Consider the following 20,063-nt stretch of genomic DNA (forward strand, 5'->3'; position numbering starts at 1 on the left):
TCGCCCGGTCAACAGGATTCGATATGCGTAACACCCAGAACCTCAGTCTTATTCGTTCAGAACCACCCGCGGTGGCCAATGACGAGACCACCTGGTCTCTGTCAGGGGCGGCCGTGGGCTTTATATCATGGCTGCTGGCGCTGGGTATTCCCTTCCTTATGTATGGCAGCAACACGCTGTTTTTCCTGCTCTACACCTGGCCGTTTTTCCTTGCACTGATGCCGGTCGCCGTGGTGGTCGGTATTGCGCTGCATTCTTTGTTGAACGGCAAACTCCTGTACAGCGCCTGCGCGACGATTTTGACGGTAGGACTGATGTTTGGTCTGCTGTTCCTCTGGTTACTGGGATAGTTCTTTTTGTGTGAGAATCAAGCCTGGGTATCGGCGACAGAAATGTGTTACAGTCCCCGCGTTACGCGGCATCGTCCGCGCGTCGGAGTAACAAACTCAGACAAGTTATGGGATGATGATGCCGTTTTTCAGGGGGCAGAATGGGTAAATTAACGCTGCTGCTATTGGCTTTGCTGGTCTGGCTGCAGTACTCACTGTGGTTCGGTAAAAATGGTCTGCATGACTATAGCCGGGTGAACGACGACGTCACCGCGCAGCAAACCACTAACAGCAAATTAAAAGCGCGCAACGATCAGCTCTTCGCAGAAATCGACGACCTCAACGGTGGTCAGGAAGCGATCGAAGAACGCGCACGCAATGAATTAAGCATGACCCGCCCGGGCGAAACCTTTTATCGTCTGGTCCCGGATGCGTCTAAACGCAACCAGGGGTCGGCGCAGAACTCTCGATAAACCAGCCCAGGATTAAGACATGGCAGCCACTTTTCCGGGTGTTTGCGCCGTGGTGCCGGCCGCCGGCTTTGGCCGCCGTATGCAAACGGAATGCCCGAAACAATATCTCTTAATCGGTAACAAAACGATTCTCGAACACACGGTTGCCGCGCTGCTGGCAAATGCCTGCGTTCAGCGCGTGGTGATTGCCGTCAGCCCTGGCGATGTTCGCTTCAGCCAGTTGCCGTTAGCCAGCCACCCACAAATTACCGTCGTCGACGGTGGCGCAGAACGCGCTGACTCCGTACTGGCCGGCCTGCAGGCGCTGCCAGACGCCGAGTGGGTGCTGGTGCATGATGCGGCCCGTCCGTGCCTGCATCAGGACGATCTCAACCGTCTGCTGGCGCTGCGTGAAACCAGCCGCGTGGGCGGTATTCTTGCCGCTCCGGTGCGCGACACCATGAAACGCGCTGAGCCCGGCAAGACCGCCATTGCCCATACTGTCGATCGCAATGACTTATGGCACGCCTTAACACCGCAATTTTTCCCTCGTGAATTACTCCTTGAATGCCTGACGCGTGCGCTCAATGAACGGGCAACCATCACCGATGAAGCGTCGGCGCTGGAGTACTGTGGCTTCCATCCTGAACTGGTCGCCGGACGAGCTGATAATATTAAAGTGACGCGCCCGGAAGACCTGGCGCTGGCAGAATTTTACCTTACCCGTTCCCCACACCAGGAGAAAGCATAATGCGAATTGGACACGGTTTTGACGTACACGCTTTTGGCGGTGAAGGCCCAATCATTATTGGTGGGGTGCGAGTGCCTTATGAGAAAGGGCTGCTGGCCCACTCTGATGGTGACGTGGCGCTGCACGCGTTGACTGATGCCCTGCTGGGGGCGGCGGCGCTCGGGGATATCGGCAAACTGTTCCCGGATACCGACCCGGCCTTCAAAGGCGCCGACAGCCGCGAGCTGCTGCGTGAAGCCTGGCGGCGGATTCAGGCCAAAGGCTATACCCTTGGCAACGTCGATGTCACGATTATTGCCCAGGCGCCGAAAATGTTGCCGCATATTCCTCAAATGCGTGTCTTTATTGCCGAAGACCTCGGATGCCACATGGATGACGTTAACGTAAAAGCCACCACCACCGAAAAGCTGGGGTTCACCGGCCGCGGCGAAGGTATCGCCTGCGAAGCGGTGGCGCTACTGCATAAGGTTGCGCAATGATTGCTTTCAATGACCTCACCTGGCTGCACGGGCAACCGCAGGGGCAGGGGCTTCTGAAAGCCAATCCGGAAGATTTCGTGGTGGTCGAGGATCTGGGCTTTGGGCCGGATGGCGAAGGCGAGCATCTGCTGGTGCAGATCCTCAAGAAAGACTGCAATACGCGGTTTGTCGCCGATGCGCTGGCGAAATTTCTTAAAATCCACGCCCGCGAAGTGAGTTTTGCCGGGCAAAAAGACAAGCACGCCGTCGCCGAACAGTGGCTGTGCGCCCGGCTTCCGGGTAAAGAAATGCCCGACCTGAGCAAGTTTCAACTGGAAGGATGCCAGGTACTGGAATACGCGCGCCATAAACGCAAGCTGCGTCTCGGCGCCCTGAAGGGCAACCAGTTTACCCTGATCCTGCGGGAAATCAGTGACCGTGATGATGTTGAACGGCGCCTTCAGGCCATCGCCGCGCAGGGCGTGCCGAACTATTTCGGTGCCCAGCGTTTTGGGATCGGCGGCAGCAACCTGCAGGGCGCATTGCGCTGGGCGGAGAGCGGCGCACCGGTTCGCGATCGCAATAAACGCAGTTTTTGGCTGTCGGCGGCACGTAGCAGCTTGTTTAATCAACAGGTCAGTATTAGATTAAAAAAACCGGAATTTAATCAGGTTGTTGATGGCGATGCGCTACAATTAGCGGGGCGCGGGAGCTGGTTTGTCGCCACCTCTGAAGAACGCGAGCTGCTGCAGGCACGGGTTGATAGCCGTGAACTGATGATTACTGCTGCCTTACCGGGGAGCGGTGACTGGGGTAGCCAACGCGATGCGCTGGTCGCCGAGCAGGCGGCCATTGCTGAAGAGACGCAGCTTCAGGCTCTGCTGGTGCGTGAAAAAGTGGAAGCGGCACGCCGGGCGATGCTGCTCTACCCGCAGCAGATGAGCTGGAACTGGTGGGATGACGCAACCGTTGAACTGCGTTTCTGGCTGCCAGCGGGCAGCTTCGCCACCAGCGTGGTAAGGGAACTTATCAATACAACGGGTGACTATGCGAATATTGCTGAGTAACGATGACGGGATTCATGCGCCGGGCATTCAGACCCTGGCGAAGGCCTTGCGCGAGTTTGCTGAGGTCCAGGTAGTTGCACCCGATCGTAACCGCAGTGGCGCATCGAATTCCCTGACCCTGGAATCTTCGCTTCGTACTTTCACCTTCGATAACGGCGATATCGCCGTCCAGATGGGCACGCCAACGGATTGTGTCTATCTCGGCGTTAACGCCCTGATGCGTCCTCGCCCGGACATTGTGGTCTCTGGGATCAACGCCGGGCCAAATCTCGGCGATGACGTCATCTACTCCGGCACCGTCGCGGCAGCGATGGAAGGCCGTCACCTTGGCTATCCGGCACTGGCCGTCTCTCTGAACGGCCACAAACACTACGATACCGCGGCGGCCATCACCTGTTCCATTCTGCGCGCCTTAAACCGCGAACCGCTGCGTACCGGCCGTATCCTCAATATCAATGTCCCGGATCTGCCGCTGGAGCAGATTAAAGGCATTCGGGTCACCCGCTGCGGCAGTCGTCGTCCTGCCGATCAGGTGATCCCACAAAAAGATCCGCGCGGCAATACGCTTTACTGGATTGGTCCGCCGGGGGAGAAACACGATGCCGGGCCGGATACTGATTTTGCCGCAATAGATGAAGGCTATGTCTCAGTGACTCCGCTGCACGTTGATTTAACCGCCCATCAGGCCCACAGCGTGGTGAGTGACTGGCTGGATCGCGTTGGGGTGGATACACAATGGTAAGCAAACGTGTTGAAAGTCTGCTGAATCAACTGCGCACGCAGGGCATTGTCGACGAGCGGGTGCTGGAGGCGATTGCCCAGGTGCCCCGTGAAAAATTCGTTGATGAAGCCTTCGAACATAAGGCGTGGGAAAACACAGCGTTGCCTATCGGCCAGGGGCAAACCATCTCGCAACCCTACATGGTGGCGCGAATGACGGAGCTTCTGACCCTGGCGCCGGAGTCGCGGGTGCTGGAAATAGGTACCGGTTCCGGCTACCAGACGGCGATCCTGGCGCACCTGGTGCATCACGTCTGTTCGGTCGAACGTATTAAGAGTTTGCAGTGGCAGGCGCGCCGTCGCCTGAAGCAACTTGATTTACATAATGTTTCAACCCGCCACGGTGATGGATGGCAGGGTTGGACCGCACGCGCACCTTTTGATGCGATAATCGTCACTGCCGCGCCCCCGGAAATACCGCCAGCGCTGCTGGCGCAGTTGGATGAAGGTGGCGTGCTGGTTTTACCGGTCGGCGAGGAGCATCAGTATCTGAAGCGGCTCCGTCGTCGCGGTAATGAGTTTGTGATTGATACCGTCGAAGCCGTACGCTTTGTTCCCCTGGTTCAGGGGGAGCTGGCGTGAGACCCGGATTAATCCATGTTTTTTTTGCCTGACTTTAGGCGTAGGGTGGACACATTTTCAGTGTCCTGGCCGGGTGTTGCCCGGTAAGCAAGATATTGGCAGTTAACATATTCCTGGGGGATAAATGAGCGCGGGAAGCCCAAAATTTACCTTAAGTCGCATTGCGGCGTTATCACTGGTTTCACTCTGGCTGGCAGGTTGTTCAAATAACAATAACCCGCCTGCACCGGTTAGTTCAGCGGGTGGAGCCTCTTCTTCCGGAACCAATTCCGGGATGCTGATTACCCCGCCGTCGCCAACAGGATCCTCCACAGCGGTACAAACCGCACCGCAGATTCAGCCGGTTCAGACGCAGAAGACTCAGGTTCAGCCAGTGGCACAACAGCCGGTGCAGACCGTCGATGGCAAGATTGTCTATAACCGTAAATATGGCGATATTCCGAAAGGCAGCTACACTGGTGGCAGCACTTACACCGTGAAACGCGGCGACACGCTGTTCTATATTGCATGGGTTACCGGCAACGATTTCCGTGACCTTGCCCAGCGTAATAATATCCCCGCACCGTATGGCCTGAACGTCGGTCAGACGCTGCAGGTTGGCAACTCTGCCGGCCAGCCGATTACCGGCGATAACGCGGTTGCCCAGGCCAGCGCACAGTCCAGCGGCGGTATGACGGCGGCCGCAACTTCTGCACAAAAATCCACCGCAGTGGTTGCGTCGCAACCAACTATTACGTATTCTGAATCTTCAGGTGAACAGAATGCTAATAAGATGTTGCCGAACAATAAACCTGCGACGACCACCGTCGCGCCGGTTACGGCTCCAGCTGTCAGCACTACCCAACCGACTGCAAGCAGTACGTCAACCAGTTCGCCGATCTCCGCATGGCGCTGGCCGACTGACGGCAAAGTTATCGAAAACTTTAGTGGTGCCGAAGGCGGCAATAAAGGGATTGATATTGCAGGCAGTAAGGGACAGGCTATTGTCGCGACCGCTGATGGTCGCGTCGTCTATGCCGGTAATGCGCTGCGCGGTTACGGTAATCTTATTATCATAAAACACAACGATGATTACCTGAGTGCCTACGCTCATAACGATACAATGCTGGTCCGGGAGCAACAGGAAGTTAAAGCGGGGCAGAAAATCGCTACCATGGGTAGCACCGGCACCAGCTCTACAAGATTACACTTTGAAATTCGTTACAAGGGGAAATCCGTCAACCCGCTGCAATATTTACCGCAGCGATAATTTGGCAGAGTACGGATAAGCGTCATATCAGTTTACTGGCGCCAGGCCGGTTGTCATCGCCCCTTCAGTGGGGCAAAAGTTTCCGTCCTGGCGTTATTTGATTGATATACACCCTAAATAATTCGAGTTGCAGGAAAGCCAACGCTCATGCAACTTGAACTATGACGGGTCATCGCGAAGGTGCTTTGCTCAGGGATCACGGGTAGGAGCCATCTTTATGAGTCAGAATACGCTGAAAGTTCATGATTTAAATGAAGACGCGGAATTTGATGAGAACGGAGTCGAGGCCTTCGATGAGAAAGCCTTAGTAGAAGAGGAACCCAGTGATAGCGATCTGGCTGAGGAAGATCTCCTGTCGCAAGGCGCAACACAACGCGTGCTTGATGCGACACAGCTCTATCTTGGTGAGATTGGTTATTCCCCACTGCTGACAGCGGAAGAAGAAGTTTATTTCGCTCGTCGCGCGTTGCGTGGTGATGTCGCATCACGCCGCAGGATGATCGAAAGTAACCTGCGGTTGGTGGTGAAGATTGCTCGTCGGTACAGCAATCGTGGTCTGGCGCTGCTGGATCTGATTGAAGAGGGCAATCTGGGGCTGATCCGTGCGGTTGAGAAGTTTGACCCGGAACGTGGGTTCCGTTTCTCAACTTACGCAACCTGGTGGATCCGTCAAACGATTGAACGGGCGATCATGAACCAAACCCGTACCATCCGTTTGCCTATCCATATCGTTAAAGAGCTGAACGTCTATCTGCGTACCGCCCGTGAGTTGTCCCATAAACTGGACCACGAGCCGAGTGCGGAAGAGATTGCCGAACAGCTGGATAAGCCGGTTGATGACGTGAGCCGTATGCTGCGTCTGAACGAGCGCATTACCTCGGTGGATACACCGCTGGGTGGTGACTCGGAAAAAGCGCTGCTGGATATTCTGGCCGATGAGAAAGACAACGGTCCGGAAGACACCACGCAAGACGATGATATGAAACAAAGCATCGTTAAATGGCTGTTCGAACTGAACGCCAAGCAGCGTGAAGTGCTGGCCCGTCGTTTCGGTTTGCTGGGTTATGAAGCCGCTACGCTTGAAGATGTTGGCCGTGAAATCGGTCTGACCCGCGAACGCGTTCGTCAGATTCAGGTTGAAGGCCTGCGCCGCCTGCGGGAGATCCTGCAAGGCCAGGGGCTGAACATCGAAGCGCTATTCCGCGAATAAGACATTTTCTCTCAAAAAGGCCCGATCGAAAGATTGGGCCTTTTCCTTTTGTAGTCAGCCTGATTTTACCCCTGCCAGGTCTCCTGCAGATGGCGCCACAAAATCTGCTCATCCTCCTGCCTGAACACTACCGTTGACCAGCGTACCGTCGGTGCCTGTCCGGGTAGGGTCTGCGTTTCCCGATAGAGAACCGCCGCGCCATCGTGCCAGCGGGCAAGCTCCGTAAGGCTATCAATGGCGATCTTCAGGCCCGCGCGGCTGCCACCGGCCTGTTGGAAAAAGTCGCTGACCTTTAGATGGTCCAAACGAGCGCCGCCGGTGGTGAGCAGGGTAAAATCGTGGGTAAAGCGCGCCATTAACGCCGTAGCGCTTCCTTCCTTGCGGCCTAACCAGTTTTCAATAACGACGTGGGCATCAACAACTTCCTCAAAATATGCGTTCATTTCTTCTCCATTTTGCTATGCAGGCGCCGGATCAGCGCCCGATTGTCGAATCGCAGGCAGCTCAGCAAGGGGATGAGGGTGATCCCGGCTGCGGCCATAAACACCCCGCGCCACGCCAGCGGGGTGGAATAATGGTGGAGCAGGACGCTGAGCAGCGACGCCAGCAGCGCCGCGCCGGCTAAAAAACTGAGCTGACGGTTGATATTCCACAGTGCGCTGGCGTCCGGCAGGTGGTGGTTGGCGATATTCAAAAAGGCGCTGCTTTGCGCCGTGCTGCTGCACAGGCTGCCGCCCGCTCCCATCAACGTGAAGGCGCTTATCAGCGTGCTCGCGGAAGTCTGCGGGCCGACGCCGATCAGCAGTGAGATCCCCGCCGCCTGGAGCAGGCATCCGCTGATAATAAACGGTCGGGGGCCGAATCGATTGTAGTATCTGCCGGTCAGCGTAATCGCCACAAACGATGCCAGCGACCACGGCAACATGAGTGAACCGACGGCGGAAGGTGACATGCCGGTGAGGGTTTGCAGATAAAACAGGCCGACCACGTTGATGCCAATAAACGTGCCGGGGACGCAGAGGTAAACCAGCATCGCGAAGCGCAGCAGCGGGTCGGCCAGCAGCGGCAGGTGTAAAAAGCGGCTCGGACGCGTCGTTTTCGCCTCTTTTTCAAGCCAGCAGGTAGCCAGGATAAGCGTCAGAGCAGCGACGGGCAGGCTGGCAAAGAAGACCCAGCGCCAGCTGAACGTCTGCACCAGTAGCCCGCCAAGCGCCGGAGAGCAGGCGGGAGCCAGCAGCCCGACCAGCATCACTGCGGCAGAGAGCTTTGCCCGCTCGTGGCTCTGAAAGTACTGCCAGGTCATTGCCTGGCCAACGGGAATTAATAGCCCGCCGCCGATCCCCTGCAGCGTGCGCCAGAAAACCAGCACGCTCAGCGAATCTGCCATTCCGGCTCCCAGCGCTGCCGCGCTGAACAGCAGCAGTGACAGCAGAAAAACGTGGCGGGCGCCAAATCTCTGCGCAAGCCAGGCGCTAAAGGGGATCACCAGCGTGAGCCCGACAATATAGCCGTTGCTGACCCAGGTGAGTTCCCCCACGGAGGCGTTAAGCGCCCGGCTCATGTCGGGAAAGGCAATGCTGGCGATAAACATATTGATTAAGTCGAGAAAAAAACCGAGCAGAAAAACGGTGGCAACCTTGTTGCGATGGGTCATGGCGATCTCCGGTAAAGAAGGTCGCTACTCTACCCGCCGGCGTCGGGCGGATAAACGCGGCGAAGCGGGATATACTGTCTTAAAATTTTTGACAATAAGCCGAATTAGCATGCTGAATCTGCAACGTATGGCCATGTTTGTGGCGGTAGTGGACTGTGGAAGTTTTACCGCAGCGGCGGTCGCTCTGGCCCAGACCAAGGCGGTGGTGAGCTTTAACGTGCGGCAACTGGAGAGCGAGCTTGGCGTCACGCTGCTTTTACGTTCTACGCGGCGTCTGACCCTGACGGACGCGGGAACGGTATTCTATCAGCGCGGCGTCGGGTTGCTGAAGGCGGCGGAAAATCTTCAGGATGAGGTGCGGGCCAGCCACGCTGGCTTGAGCGGCGAGCTGCGTATTACTACCACCCCGGAGTATGGGGCACAGGTGGTTGTTCCCGCGCTGGCCGAGTTTAGCCAGCTGCACCCGGCGCTGCGCGTGCGCCACGTTTCCTCCTCGCATCATGCCGATTTAATCTCTGAACGGTTTGATGTCGCTATTCGCCTCGGGACGCTGGCGGACTCGCGCTACCGCGCGGCGCTGATCTCGCGCTTTGCGATCCTGCCCGTTGCCGCTCCCGCGTGGCTGGCGCAGCATCCGCTGGCAACCCTCGAAGACCTGGCCCAGGCCGAGTGGATTATTCACGAGCGCCTGCAAACCCCGCTGCGCTGGCAGCTGAGCGGATTAGGGGAGAAGGCTATTGGCTTTGAGATTAAAAAGACCCCGCGTCTGTCGGCGGACAGCGCCAATGCGCTAATGGCCTTCGCCCTGGCCGGCAGCGGCGTGGCGCTGCTACCGGAGTGGCTGGTGGCCTCATCGCTGGCGCAGGAGCGTTTGATCCATTTGCTACCGGAGCTGAGCTTTCCGCCGCAGGGGGTCTATGCGGTTTACCCGGACGCGCGGCACGTGCCGACTAAGGTCCGGGCGTTTATCGATTTTTTACGCCAGCGGGTGGGGTAAGCTGCCGGGGTTTTCGGTTACTCCTGCGGTTCAGACCCGGGCAAAGGGTTGCCGCTTGCCCGGGAGTGACGTTCAGAGCAGGAGGCAATTACGCCAGACTTTTCAGCCGATAAATCCACTCCAGCGCCTGACGCGGGGTGAGTGAATCCGGGTCAAGATGTTCCAGCGCGTCGAGAGCCGGGGAGGTCTCTTCCGGAGCCGACAGCAGCGACATCTGGGTTCCGTCCACCTGAGTGGCAGCCGCGTTGGGGGCAATGCTCTCCAGCTCGCGCAGCTTCTGGCGCGCACGCTTGATCACCTCTTTCGGCACGCCGGCCAGCGCGGCAACTGCCAGACCGTAGCTCTTACTGGCCGCGCCATCCTGTACGCTGTGCATGAAGGCGATGGTGTCGCCGTGCTCCAGCGCGTCCAGATGGACGTTGGCGACCCCTTCCATTTTCTCCGGCAGCTGTGTCAGCTCGAAATAGTGGGTGGCAAACAGCGTCAGCGCCTTAATCTTATTGGCGAGGCTTTCTGCACAGGCCCACGCCAGCGACAGGCCGTCGTAGGTGGAGGTACCGCGGCCGATTTCGTCCATCAGCACCAGGCTGTGTTCGGTGGCATTATGCAGAATATTAGCGGTTTCGGTCATTTCGACCATGAAGGTTGAGCGACCGCTTGCCAGGTCATCTGCTGCCCCGACGCGGGTAAAGATACGATCGATGGGACCGATCTCGACTTTCTCTGCCGGTACGTAGCTGCCGATATAGGCCAGCAGCGCGATAAGCGCAGTCTGACGCATATAGGTACTTTTACCGCCCATATTCGGCCCGGTAATAATCAACATCCGCCGCTGCGGCGCCAGGTTCAGCGGGTTGGCGATGAACGGCTCTTTCAGCACCTGCTCGACGACCGGGTGACGGCCTTCAGTGATGCGAATGCCCGGCTTGTCGCTAAAGGTCGGGCAGCAGTAGTTCAGCGTTTCAGCGCGCTCGGCGAGATTGATCAGCACATCGAGCTCAGCCAGCGCGCTGGCGCTCTGCTGGAGGTCGGCCAGGTGCGGCAGCAGCATGTCGAACAGCTGCTCGTAGAGCTGTTTTTCCAGCGCCAGGGCTTTGCCTTTCGAGGTCAGAACCTTGTCTTCATACTCCTTCAGTTCCGGAATAATGTAGCGCTCGGCATTTTTCAGCGTCTGGCGGCGGACGTAGTGGATTGGCGCATGCTGGCTCTGGCCGCGGCTGATCTGGATGTAGTAACCATGAACGGCATTGTAGCCGACCTTCAGGGTGTCCAGACCCAGACGTTCACGTTCGCGAATTTCCAGCTTATCGAGATAGTCGGTGGCACCATCTGCCAGGGCGCGCCATTCGTCTAGCTCCTCATTGTAGCCCGGGGCGATGACCCCGCCGTCACGCACCAGCACCGGCGGCGACTCGATAATCGCCTGCTCCAGCAGCTCGCGCAGTTCGCTGAACTCGCCCATTTTATCGCGCAGTTGCTGAACCGGCGCGCAGCTGACGTCAGCCAGCATTTCACGTAGGGCCGGCAGCTGCTGGAATGCGTAACGCATGCGGGCAAGATCGCGAGGGCGTGCGGTACGCAGCGCCAGTCGTGCCAGGATACGTTCCAGATCGCCGACCTGGCGCAGAACCGGCTGCAGGTCGCTGTAGTACTCCTGCAATGCGCCGATGGTCTGTTGACGCTCAACGAGCACGGTGGTGTCGCGTACCGGCATATGTAGCCAGCGTTTCAGCATGCGGCTGCCCATTGGCGTCACGGTGCAGTCGAGCACCGATGCCAGGGTATTGTCGAAACCGCCGGCCAGGTTCTGGGTTATCTCGAGGTTACGGCGGGTCGCCGCATCCATGATAATGCTGTCCTGCTGGCGCTCCATGGTGATGGAACGTATATGCGGCAGGGAAGTGCGCTGCGTATCTTTGACGTACTGCAGCAGACAGCCGGCAGCACACAGGCCGCGAGGCGCGTTTTCGACACCGAAACCGACCAGATCGCGGGTACCAAACTGTAAATTCAGCTGCTGACGGGCGGTATCGATTTCAAATTCCCACAGCGGACGGCGGCGCAGGCCGCGACGGCCTTCGATCAGCGCGGACTCGGCGAAATCTTCAGCGTACAGCAGCTCAGCCGGGTTGGTACGCTGCAGTTCAGCAGCCATGGTTTCACGGTCCGCCGGTTCGCTGAGGCGAAAACGACCGGAGCTGATATCCAGGGTGGCATAGCCAAAGCCTTTGCTGTCCTGCCAGATGGCGGCCAGCAGGTTATCCTGGCGCTCCTGCAGCAGCGCTTCATCGCTGATGGTGCCGGGGGTGACGATGCGTACCACTTTGCGCTCGACCGGCCCCTTGGTGGTGGCCGGATCGCCAATCTGTTCGCAAATCGCCACCGACTCGCCCTGATTCACCAGCTTTGCGAGATAGTTTTCCACGGCATGGTGGGGGATCCCGGCCATGGGGATCGGTTCGCCCGCCGAGGCGCCGCGTTTGGTCAGCGAGATATCAAGCAGCTGTGAAGCGCGTTTAGCGTCGTCATAAAACAGTTCGTAGAAATCACCCATCCGGTAGAATAGCAGGATCTCCGGGTGCTGAGCTTTCAGCTTCAGATACTGCTGCATCATGGGGGTGTGGTTGGAGAAGTCCTTGTCTGTGGCTTCAGTCATAGTGGTATTACTCTTTTTTTAGTCTTTCTAGTGCTTATGTGGCCCATGCTCAATCCCTGTAAATCCACATAAACCCGCTAATTTTCTCGCCTGGCCTGCAACGATATTCTTGCTGTCATTTCTGACGTTCGCTGCGATGCGTCAGGCAGTACTGGCATGCCGTCAGTTTGACGAAAAACACGAATCGAATCCAGTGAAGATCATGATTTGCACAAAGTGGAAAATCGCTTAAAGGACAGGGAAAGCCTCCAGCTTCAGCTCTTACGGAGAAGAGCAACCTTCATCAGTTTGATCAGATTGCGAGAAGAGAAAGACCTGCCGGGAAACAAACATTCAGTTGACTGAATGTTGCCTTCTGGAACGTGTTTGACATTGATGCCTGGGCTACGCAATCTGCTGCGTCAAGTCGCTACGATTTATTAGCTCACTATGATTTAGATTCAATCATAAAGCCATTTTCCGGCTTCCGCTGATTCTGCAAACATTTTAACGGTTAAAGGTTTACGGGTTCGTTCTACATCCTCCCGTTTTACTTTAAACCATCGTGTTAGCAACGGAGTATTCTCCCAAGGGAAATAACATGACCATTTAACATTGGAAAGATCAACATTAAATTTTTTTTCAAATTTATCCAAGGCTTCATGTAGATCGTCACCAGGAGCATCAAATAAGTCATAATCAAGCTCCAATGGGATTTCTTTCCAATTTTTATCTAAGCAGGTTGAAATCTCCTCCTTAAACAAATCTAAAACTTGATCTTGAATATTATTCATTAGAAGGATGTCCATTGTATACGGTCTTTTCGATCTCAATCGTAAAGCCATTTCCCAGCTTCCGCTGATTCTGCAAACATTTTTACGGTTAAAATTTTTCGGTTTTTTTCTACATCTTCTCGCTTTACTTTGAACCATCTTGTTAGTAATGGAGTATTTTCCCACGGAAAGTAACAAGACCAATCGACATTTGACAAATCAATACCAAACTCTTTTTGATATTCCTCAATAGCATCAGAAAGATCATCTCGTGGCTCATTGAACAAATCAGAATGAAATTCTAAAGGAATTTCATTCTGATTTTTGTCTTCATAACCAGGGATCTCTTTCCGAAATAATGCCAATACATTATCTTGAATAGTATTCATTAGAAGGAAGTCCACTGTATACGATCTTTCGGACGAGCTATAAGATTATATTTATTTTGAGTTTTCCTCGATACCTGATAGATAGAGTTTACGAGACCAACCCAACCTAACCACGGGATATATCGTCCAATGACTGCTGCAAGTTTGTTAGTTTTTTTCATTGTAAAACCAACAGGTGTTTTAACCCGGAGACCAAAGGGCAAACGGGCATCTCGTAGAATTATTCTTGCATATTTTGAGGCAATGCTTGTTCCGACTTGGGCATCTCTTGGTTTTTGGCGAGTTTTCAACCAGGGTTGACCAGCAAGAACCGCAGCACCAGACTCAACACCTATCCCTAATTCGTCGCAGAATTGTTCTAAAAAAATAAGATCGAACAATTCACCAGCACTAAGATTACTGTGGCCGTGATAGAAGTAGGTTCCGTTTAGTTCTTCTGTCGTATCCATTCGATCGCCTTATGCTGTTTGTCGTTCATTCCAGGCATCAGTGAAAATTATATTTCCGTCACAATGTTTCCAGGTGATCTTCTCATACCTTAGCTCAACAGATTCAAGGTGATTGTTGTTCTTGTCTTCTGGGGAAGCCATTGTAGGAGATATTGATACGATTCGAACGCCTTCGAGTAGCATATTGAAGTATTCCACTTCCTGACCAGCATCGCTGATTTTATACCATTTGATTTCAGCAGATTTCAGGTTCTGACCAGTAGCAACTGCTTTGTAGAGGTATGGGCTGGAATAGTCGAATTCTTTAACGATGATCATTGGTGAGTGCTGCCGAGTGCCGGTAGGCTTGCCAGTGGCATTATCAGTAGGAATGGAGAGATTATGGTGAAACCCTTTAAACTCTATACTGAATTCTCTGTCTGCAACATCACAACCGCCTTTAATTAGTGCTCCACCATCGTCATAGAGCCACATATTACCCGGAATAGCCATGTTCTTTTTTCCTTATGTCGTTGTAAATCCCTGTAAATAGTGTATCTATTGAACGCAGGTGAGTAAATAACCAATGTGTGGCTTTTTTGTTCCTTAGAGAGTGAGTTATCTGCTTCTATCAAATACATCCATAATTCCCCCAAATGTATCTCATCGGTAAACTTGAACCTATATCGGAATCACTTTATTCCTCTTGTTCTTCAATTTGACAAATTAACCATTGAAAAAGAGTCTTACTGCATCATGGGGGTGTGGTTGGAGAAGTCCTTGTCTGTGGCTTCAGTCATAGTGGTATTACTCTTTTTTTAGTCTTTCTAGTGCTTATGTGGCCCATGCTCAATCCCTGTAAATCCACATAAACCCGCAAATTTTCTCGCCTGGCCCGCAACGATATTCTTGCTGTCATATCTGACGTTCGCTGCGATGCGCCAGGCGGTACTGGCATGCTGTCAGTTTGACGAAAAACGCGAATCGAATCCAGCGAAGAGTATTCTCGTCAGAGGGTAATGGTCATGTATAACAGCTGGCTATGGTTATCAGCGAATGGGGCCGGCCCGCCTTTATGTTTGCGACCTGACCTCGTGTGCCAGCGCCTGCAGGACTTCCTTAAGCCAGTGGGTTACATCCCGCTTACCGCTGCGCTTATGAGAGTAAATTTTCACTTCAAACGGCGGGATTTTGAAGGGGAGCGCGAACATCTTGATATCCGCTGCCGGCAGCAGTTTCTTAGCGGCAAAACGGGGAATAGCCATCAGCAGGTCGCTTTCCGCCACAATAAACGGTGCACTGAGCATCGACGGTGTTTTAATGGTGGTCTGGCGGGTATATCCCATCTGTTCCAGCTGTAAATCCAGCACCCCCAGTTTCTCATTCCAGGGCGTTACCACCAGATGCCGGGCAGCGAGATAATCCTCCAGCGTCAGCGCTGTCCGGCGGGTATTGCTGATGACAACATACTCATCTTCGAACCAGCTGAGCTCATCCAGTTCCGGATGCCGGATATCTTCCGCCGTGCTGAACCCAAGCGCCAAATCCACTTCGCCAGCCAGCAATTCGGTTAACGCCGGGCTGTGTGGCAGATAGCGTAGCTCAAAGCGCAGGCCCGGCGCGGCATGCTGCAGCTTGTGCATCAGGGCCGGGAAAATGCAGAACGCGGTAAAGTCAGTAATAGCAATGTGTAAACACTCGGTACTGCTGGCGGCTTCAAATTTCGGCTGCGGCGTCAGCTCCTGGTTTAGTAGTTTCAGCGCCGCTGCCAGGGTCGGCGCGAGCTGAATGGCATACACGCTGGGGCACATCCGGTGGCCTTCACGATAAAACAACGGGTCGTTGAGGGAGAGCCGTAGCCGCGATAGCGCGTGGCTCAACGCCGAGGTGCTCATCGCCAGCTCATCCGCCGCCAGGCGAACTGAGCGATGACGATAGATCGCATCGAAAACAGGCAGGAGATTTAAATCAATACGCCGTAGCGCCGGATGCATAATATTCATCATTACGTGATTTCATTGCACTTAATTCTCCTGACAATAACCCTTATGCTTAGCGCCATCAATGTTCACGCCAGACCGTCATAACAGGAAAACTTATGAGCATCAGGATTCGCCAGGCCCGCCCGGAAGATGTCACCACTATTTACGATATGATCTATGAACTGGCGGTGTATGAAAAAGCCCCGGAGCAGGTCGTTACCACCCCAGATGAGATCCGCGAAACGCTGTTTGGCGCAGACAGCAAGACCGAAGCGCTCATCTGCGAAATTGATGGCACATCGGTAGGCTATGCTGTCTTCTTTACCAGCTACTCCACCTGGCTTGGGCGTAACGGTATCTATATGGAAGATTTGTATATTTCCCCTGAATATCGCGGCAAAGGGGCGGGAAGGGCGATGCTGAAACATATCGCGCAATGCGCGGTGCAACGGCAGTGCGGCCGCCTTGAATGGAGCGTGCTCGACTGGAACCAGCCCGCCATCGATTTTTACCTGAGCATCGGCGCGTTGCCGCAGTCTGAGTGGGTACGCTATCGCCTTGATGGTGAGGCGCTGCTGAAATTTGCTGAATGACACTCTGCTTAATGTAAGAAAACTCCGCCGCAGCGGAGTTTGGGGATGGCCCGGTTTTACCTTTGTAAGCAAGGTGATGGCGTTTGACGATTACGGCGCCAGATAGACCTGCGGGATGGCGATATCCGGGTGTTCGCCCAGGCGCACCTCGGCGCCGTACCAGCGGCCGATCACCGACTGGCGGATAACCTCATGCGGCGTTCCCTGAGCCACCAGCTTGCCCTGATGGAGCAGCAGAATTCGGTCTGCCCAAAGTGCGGCGAGATTGAGATCGTGCAGCACCACACAGACGTGCAGCAGGCCGCTGCGGGTCAGCCGTTTAAGCAAGCGCAGCAGATGCTGCTGATAGTACAGATCCAGCGCCGAAGTCGGCTCATCAAGAAACAGCCAGCCCTGGGGGGCATTTTCATGCCACAGCTGGGCGAGGCTGCGGGCCAGCTGCACCCGCTGCTGTTCGCCGCCGGAAAGCGACGGGTAGCGTCTGCCCGCCAGATGATCGCAGCCGGTTTCCACCATCACCTGCTCAATCATCTGCGGGTCCGGTTTTTTACCCCACGGCGAGCGGCCCATGGCGATCACCGTTTCAACGGGCCAGTCGGCCTGCAGCTGCGTGCGCTGCAGCATCACCGCCCGGCGACGGGAAAGCGCATCGGGGGACCAGCTTTCCAGCGGACGGCCTTCCACCTGACGTTCGCCGTCATCCGGGACCAGGAAACCGGTCAGCAGCCGAAGCAGCGTCGATTTTCCGGCGCCGTTCGGGCCAATCAGCGCCGTCACTTCTCCCGTGTGCAGCTGCACCGAAACATCATCAATCACCCGGCGTTGACCCAGTTGCAGAGAGAGCGAGGTGGCGCTGTAAGCGTGATTCAGGTTATCCATAGGTTGCCCTCTGCTGGCGAAAAATAAGCCACAAAAACCACGGCGCACCGAGCATGCTGGTCAGCAGGCCGACCGGCATTTCAGCCGGTGCCGCGACGGTGCGGGCAAGGGTATCGGCCAGCAGCAGTAAAATCGCCCCGGCCAGCAGCGAACCCGGCACCAGCCCGCGATGGTCTGGTCCCAGCCACATGCGCATCAGGTGCGGAACCACCAGGCCGATAAAACCAATCACCCCGCTGATCGCCACCGACGAGGCCACCAGCAGCGCGCTGCACAGCAGCAATAGCCGCTGCAACGCCCGGACGTTGATGCCAAGGTAATGCGCTTCTTCATCGCCAAGCTGGAGCAGATTAAGGCGCGATGCCATCAGCCAGACGATCGCCGAGGCGGGGATCATTAAGGTGGCCGCTACCAGCAGCGTCGACCATTCGGCCTGGCCGAGGCTGCCCATACCCCATAGCGAAAGCTGACGCAGCTGGGTATCGTTGCTGATCCACGCCAGCACGCCAACCAGCGCGCCGCACAGCGCGTTAATGGCGATGCCGACCAGCAGCAGACGCGAGAGCGAACCATCCCCGGCTTTGCTGAGGATAAAAATCACCACCATCACCGCCATGCTGCCGATAAATGCTGCCAGCATCGGAGCATACAGTGCCACCAGGACCGGAACCGACAGCGGCAGCACCAGCCAGCAGGCGACCGCCAGCGCCGCGCCGCTGCTGATCCCCAACAGGCCAGGGTCCGCCAGCGGGTTACGAAACAGCCCCTGCATGACACAGCCAGAGAGCGCCAGCGCGGCGCCGACCAGCAACGCCAGCAGCACCCGCGGCAGACGAATGGTCAGCCAGATATGGCGGAGCATCTCATCACCGGGTGGCCACAGGTTGGCAATCGGCAAATGCATCGCCCCGAGGGTCGTGGCGAACAACGTCAGGCCGATCAGCAGCAGTACCATTAACCACAAATAGCGGGAGGTGGTGGGGCGCATCAGGGGAGCTGCTCCGCTTTTTGGCGCAGCTGGCTGACGGCTTCAGGCGTACGCGGGCCAAAACCGAGCAGGGCCATATCATCAATCACCAGTACCTGCTTGTTGCGACCGGCCGGGGTTTGCGCGAGGCCGGGCAGTTTCCACAGTCCGGCTTCGCCGCCCATGCCTTTGAGACCATCGGCGGAGATCACCACTAGATCCGGCAGACTCGCGACCACCCCTTCCTGGGACATACTGCGATAATGGTCAAAACCCTGCATTGCGTTTTGCAGCCCGGCTGCCCGAATAGCGCCGTCCGCCGCGGTCTGTTTCCCGGCAACCATGGTGTTCATGCCGCCATGGCTGAGAATAAACAGCACCTGCTTGTTGATGGGCTGTGTCGGTATCCGGGCGATTTGAGCGGCGACCGTCTGGCGTAGCGTATTGCCTTGCGCCTCTTTGCCCAGCGCCTCGGCCACGGCCGCAATTTTAGTATCAATTGCCGCGAGGTCGTTTCCACCCGGAATATTGACCACTTTTACCTGGCTCTCCTGCACCTTTTTCAGCACCAGCGAAGGCTGGGCCTGCGCGCTCGCCAGCACCAACGTCGGGCGCAAAGAGAGGATCCCTTCGGCATTCAGCTGGCGGATATAGCCAACATCCGGGAGCGTATGCGCGGCGGGAGGCCAGGTGCTGGTGCTGTCCCTGGCGACCAGCTGCTGTTGCGCCTGCAGGGCATACACGATTTCCGTCACGTCACCGCCGAGCGACACGATGCGCTCGGTCGCCGCATGGGCCCACAGCGGAAATGCGGCACATAACATCAGCCAGTATTTCATGCGGTTTGTCCCTGCGTCGTCAGGCTGTCAACCTGGCTCCGCCACGTTGCTTGCTCCGGGTGGCCTTCGCTGCGTTGCCCGTACAGCTGAGCAATCTGGGTTCCGTCCTGGGCAAACAGCTCCACGCTGGTGACGTGGCCATCTGAAGTGGGCTTGCGGGTTACCCACACTTCATCGATGCTGTCTTCACGCAGGTGCAAGGTAAAGGTGGTGTTGAAGATGTTCAGCCAGCCGCGCATTGGCGTGAGTTTTTCCAGCGCGCCGGTAAAGATCTGCACGCAGCCGCGGTTACCAACGAAGATCATGATCTCGTTCCCTTCTTCGCGGATGGTTTCCAGCAGACGCGGCAGGGCATCGTTGTCAACGCGGCAGGCCAGGTCGTCATTGACCAGGCGGAACGCCTGCTGGCGCGAGAGGTTGTATTTGCGCAGCAGTCCGAAGAACTGATGCACGTCGGTCATGGCGCGCCATTCGTTTTCCAGCGCGGCGGCGTCGGCGGAATCCGCGTAGCGGGGGGCATCGACCGGGCGCAGCGCCAGCGCCTGCGGATCGGCCTGGGTCTGCCCGGCAACCAGGGCATCCCACGCCTCCATATCGGTCTGATCGGTGGTGTAAACCTTCAGCAGCGCGTCGCCGTGATGGTCGAAGAACTGGATGCTCTGACGACCGTTGTCATTCAGGTGGAAGGCGCTGGCCCACTGGCTGAGGAACAGGCGCAGATCGAGCGCGCGCGGGTTGAGAACCAGCCCTGCGTGGCCGCTCAGATGCTGGTGGGTAAACTGGCCAACCTGCTCATGGACCGCATATTCGTTACGGCAGATGCATTTGGTCTCGCCGACGCTTTCCAGCCCGGCAATCAGCACCCGTACGTCGTCCTGCAGGCGCGTGGCGTCGTACCCGAGGCGCGCGGCAGTCAGTTCGGCTTCACTGATCGCCATTTCGGCGGCGATATCGCGCGCATATTTGGCGGATGAGTTGGCTTTGGCGGTCTGATAACGTTGCCACAGGTCGTTTTGCGCGTTTTGCATAATTCACATCCTTCTCTACGA

The 20,063-nt window shown here is 56.2% G+C and carries 23 protein-coding genes; 11 read left to right on the plus strand and 12 right to left on the minus strand.

Features of this window, described 5'->3' with window-relative positions:
• Nucleotides 1-23 precede the first annotated feature (23 nt).
• From ACMYSP_RS17500 to rpoS, 9 genes are all read left to right on the plus strand, one after another.
• The gene (locus ACMYSP_RS17500; protein WP_434583305.1) at nucleotides 24-350 is read left to right on the plus strand and encodes a DUF3561 family protein; all 327 of its coding nucleotides are present in this window, start codon (nucleotides 24-26) and stop codon (nucleotides 348-350) included.
• A 140-nt stretch (nucleotides 351-490) separates the two neighbouring features.
• Nucleotides 491-802 carry a cell division protein FtsB gene (gene ftsB, locus ACMYSP_RS17505; RefSeq protein WP_123756733.1) on the plus strand — a complete coding sequence of 104 codons (312 nt, stop codon included), beginning with the start codon at nucleotides 491-493 and terminating at the stop codon, nucleotides 800-802.
• A gap of 19 nt (nucleotides 803-821) precedes the next feature.
• Nucleotides 822-1,532, plus strand: a complete 711-nt coding sequence (gene ispD, locus ACMYSP_RS17510; RefSeq protein WP_123756734.1) for a 2-C-methyl-D-erythritol 4-phosphate cytidylyltransferase — start codon at nucleotides 822-824, stop codon at nucleotides 1,530-1,532.
• Entirely contained in the window at nucleotides 1,532-2,011 is a 480-nt protein-coding gene (ispF, locus tag ACMYSP_RS17515) for a 2-C-methyl-D-erythritol 2,4-cyclodiphosphate synthase (RefSeq protein ID WP_434583306.1), read from the plus strand. Before ispD ends, ispF begins: the two co-directional genes overlap by 1 nt.
• Nucleotides 2,008-3,057, plus strand: coding sequence for a tRNA pseudouridine(13) synthase TruD (truD, locus tag ACMYSP_RS17520; protein ID WP_434583307.1), 1,050 nt, complete (start codon nucleotides 2,008-2,010; stop codon nucleotides 3,055-3,057). Before ispF ends, truD begins: the two co-directional genes overlap by 4 nt.
• Complete coding sequence (gene surE / locus ACMYSP_RS17525; protein ID WP_434583308.1) at nucleotides 3,038-3,799, plus strand: 5'/3'-nucleotidase SurE; 762 nt, start codon at nucleotides 3,038-3,040, stop codon at nucleotides 3,797-3,799. The genes truD and surE overlap by 20 nt, the downstream gene beginning before the upstream one ends.
• A complete protein-coding gene (locus ACMYSP_RS17530; RefSeq protein WP_434583309.1) occupies nucleotides 3,793-4,419 on the plus strand; it encodes a protein-L-isoaspartate(D-aspartate) O-methyltransferase in 627 nt (208 codons plus the stop codon). The genes surE and ACMYSP_RS17530 overlap by 7 nt, the downstream gene beginning before the upstream one ends.
• Nucleotides 4,420-4,543: 124 nt before the next feature.
• Entirely contained in the window at nucleotides 4,544-5,668 is a 1,125-nt protein-coding gene (gene nlpD, locus ACMYSP_RS17535; RefSeq protein WP_434583310.1) for a murein hydrolase activator NlpD, read from the plus strand.
• 217 nt (nucleotides 5,669-5,885) lie between these two features.
• Nucleotides 5,886-6,878 (plus strand): RNA polymerase sigma factor RpoS, encoded by a 993-nt coding sequence (gene rpoS / locus ACMYSP_RS17540; RefSeq protein WP_123756740.1) that lies wholly within the window; start codon nucleotides 5,886-5,888, stop codon nucleotides 6,876-6,878.
• Between the two features lie 65 nt (nucleotides 6,879-6,943).
• On the opposite strand, the gene ACMYSP_RS17545 is transcribed toward rpoS, so the two are convergent.
• Both ACMYSP_RS17545 and ACMYSP_RS17550 read right to left on the minus strand, forming a co-directional pair.
• The gene (locus ACMYSP_RS17545) at nucleotides 6,944-7,321 is read right to left on the minus strand and encodes a DUF4440 domain-containing protein (protein WP_434583311.1); all 378 of its coding nucleotides are present in this window, start codon (nucleotides 7,319-7,321) and stop codon (nucleotides 6,944-6,946) included.
• A complete protein-coding gene (locus ACMYSP_RS17550) occupies nucleotides 7,318-8,532 on the minus strand; it encodes an MFS transporter (protein ID WP_434583312.1) in 1,215 nt (404 codons plus the stop codon). Before ACMYSP_RS17550 ends, ACMYSP_RS17545 begins: the two co-directional genes overlap by 4 nt.
• Before the next feature lie 109 nt (nucleotides 8,533-8,641).
• Between ACMYSP_RS17550 and ACMYSP_RS17555 the strand changes: the two genes are divergently transcribed.
• Entirely contained in the window at nucleotides 8,642-9,529 is an 888-nt protein-coding gene (locus tag ACMYSP_RS17555; protein WP_434583314.1) for a LysR family transcriptional regulator, read from the plus strand.
• 88 nt (nucleotides 9,530-9,617) lie between these two features.
• On the opposite strand, the gene mutS is transcribed toward ACMYSP_RS17555, so the two are convergent.
• The 6 genes from mutS to ACMYSP_RS17585 form a co-directional block, all read right to left on the minus strand.
• The gene (mutS, locus tag ACMYSP_RS17560) at nucleotides 9,618-12,185 is read right to left on the minus strand and encodes a DNA mismatch repair protein MutS (RefSeq protein ID WP_434583315.1); all 2,568 of its coding nucleotides are present in this window, start codon (nucleotides 12,183-12,185) and stop codon (nucleotides 9,618-9,620) included.
• A gap of 440 nt (nucleotides 12,186-12,625) precedes the next feature.
• Entirely contained in the window at nucleotides 12,626-12,973 is a 348-nt protein-coding gene (locus ACMYSP_RS17565) for a DUF1493 family protein (protein ID WP_434587151.1), read from the minus strand.
• 20 nt (nucleotides 12,974-12,993) lie between these two features.
• Nucleotides 12,994-13,326 carry a DUF1493 family protein gene (locus ACMYSP_RS17570; RefSeq protein ID WP_434583316.1) on the minus strand — a complete coding sequence of 111 codons (333 nt, stop codon included), beginning with the start codon at nucleotides 13,324-13,326 and terminating at the stop codon, nucleotides 12,994-12,996.
• The gene (locus ACMYSP_RS17575; RefSeq protein ID WP_434583317.1) at nucleotides 13,326-13,775 is read right to left on the minus strand and encodes an STM2901 family protein; all 450 of its coding nucleotides are present in this window, start codon (nucleotides 13,773-13,775) and stop codon (nucleotides 13,326-13,328) included. The genes ACMYSP_RS17570 and ACMYSP_RS17575 overlap by 1 nt, the downstream gene beginning before the upstream one ends.
• Nucleotides 13,776-13,784: 9 nt before the next feature.
• Entirely contained in the window at nucleotides 13,785-14,267 is a 483-nt protein-coding gene (locus ACMYSP_RS17580; protein WP_000997079.1) for an Hcp family type VI secretion system effector, read from the minus strand.
• Between the two features lie 560 nt (nucleotides 14,268-14,827).
• Nucleotides 14,828-15,760 (minus strand): LysR family transcriptional regulator, encoded by a 933-nt coding sequence (locus tag ACMYSP_RS17585; RefSeq protein ID WP_434583318.1) that lies wholly within the window; start codon nucleotides 15,758-15,760, stop codon nucleotides 14,828-14,830.
• Between the two features lie 92 nt (nucleotides 15,761-15,852).
• Here ACMYSP_RS17585 and ACMYSP_RS17590 point away from each other — a divergent pair, with 92 nt between their 5' ends.
• On the plus strand, nucleotides 15,853-16,329 hold the full coding sequence (locus ACMYSP_RS17590; RefSeq protein WP_123756746.1) for a GNAT family N-acetyltransferase: 477 nt from the start codon (nucleotides 15,853-15,855) through the stop codon (nucleotides 16,327-16,329).
• Between the two features lie 90 nt (nucleotides 16,330-16,419).
• On the opposite strand, the gene ACMYSP_RS17595 is transcribed toward ACMYSP_RS17590, so the two are convergent.
• Genes ACMYSP_RS17595 through ACMYSP_RS17610 form a run of 4 tightly spaced genes read right to left on the minus strand, consistent with a single transcriptional unit; the run spans nucleotide 16,420 to nucleotide 20,042 of the window.
• The gene (locus ACMYSP_RS17595; RefSeq protein WP_434587153.1) at nucleotides 16,420-17,199 is read right to left on the minus strand and encodes a heme ABC transporter ATP-binding protein; all 780 of its coding nucleotides are present in this window, start codon (nucleotides 17,197-17,199) and stop codon (nucleotides 16,420-16,422) included.
• A gap of 1 nt (nucleotide 17,200) precedes the next feature.
• On the minus strand, nucleotides 17,201-18,196 hold the full coding sequence (locus ACMYSP_RS17600; protein ID WP_434583319.1) for a FecCD family ABC transporter permease: 996 nt from the start codon (nucleotides 18,194-18,196) through the stop codon (nucleotides 17,201-17,203).
• Nucleotides 18,196-19,014, minus strand: a complete 819-nt coding sequence (locus tag ACMYSP_RS17605; RefSeq protein WP_434583320.1) for a heme/hemin ABC transporter substrate-binding protein — start codon at nucleotides 19,012-19,014, stop codon at nucleotides 18,196-18,198. The genes ACMYSP_RS17600 and ACMYSP_RS17605 overlap by 1 nt, the downstream gene beginning before the upstream one ends.
• Entirely contained in the window at nucleotides 19,011-20,042 is a 1,032-nt protein-coding gene (locus ACMYSP_RS17610; protein ID WP_434583321.1) for a hemin-degrading factor, read from the minus strand. Before ACMYSP_RS17610 ends, ACMYSP_RS17605 begins: the two co-directional genes overlap by 4 nt.
• Nucleotides 20,043-20,063 lie beyond the last annotated feature (21 nt).

Source organism: Klebsiella sp. R390, assembly GCF_051131745.1.
Lineage (GTDB): Bacteria > Pseudomonadota > Gammaproteobacteria > Enterobacterales > Enterobacteriaceae > Klebsiella.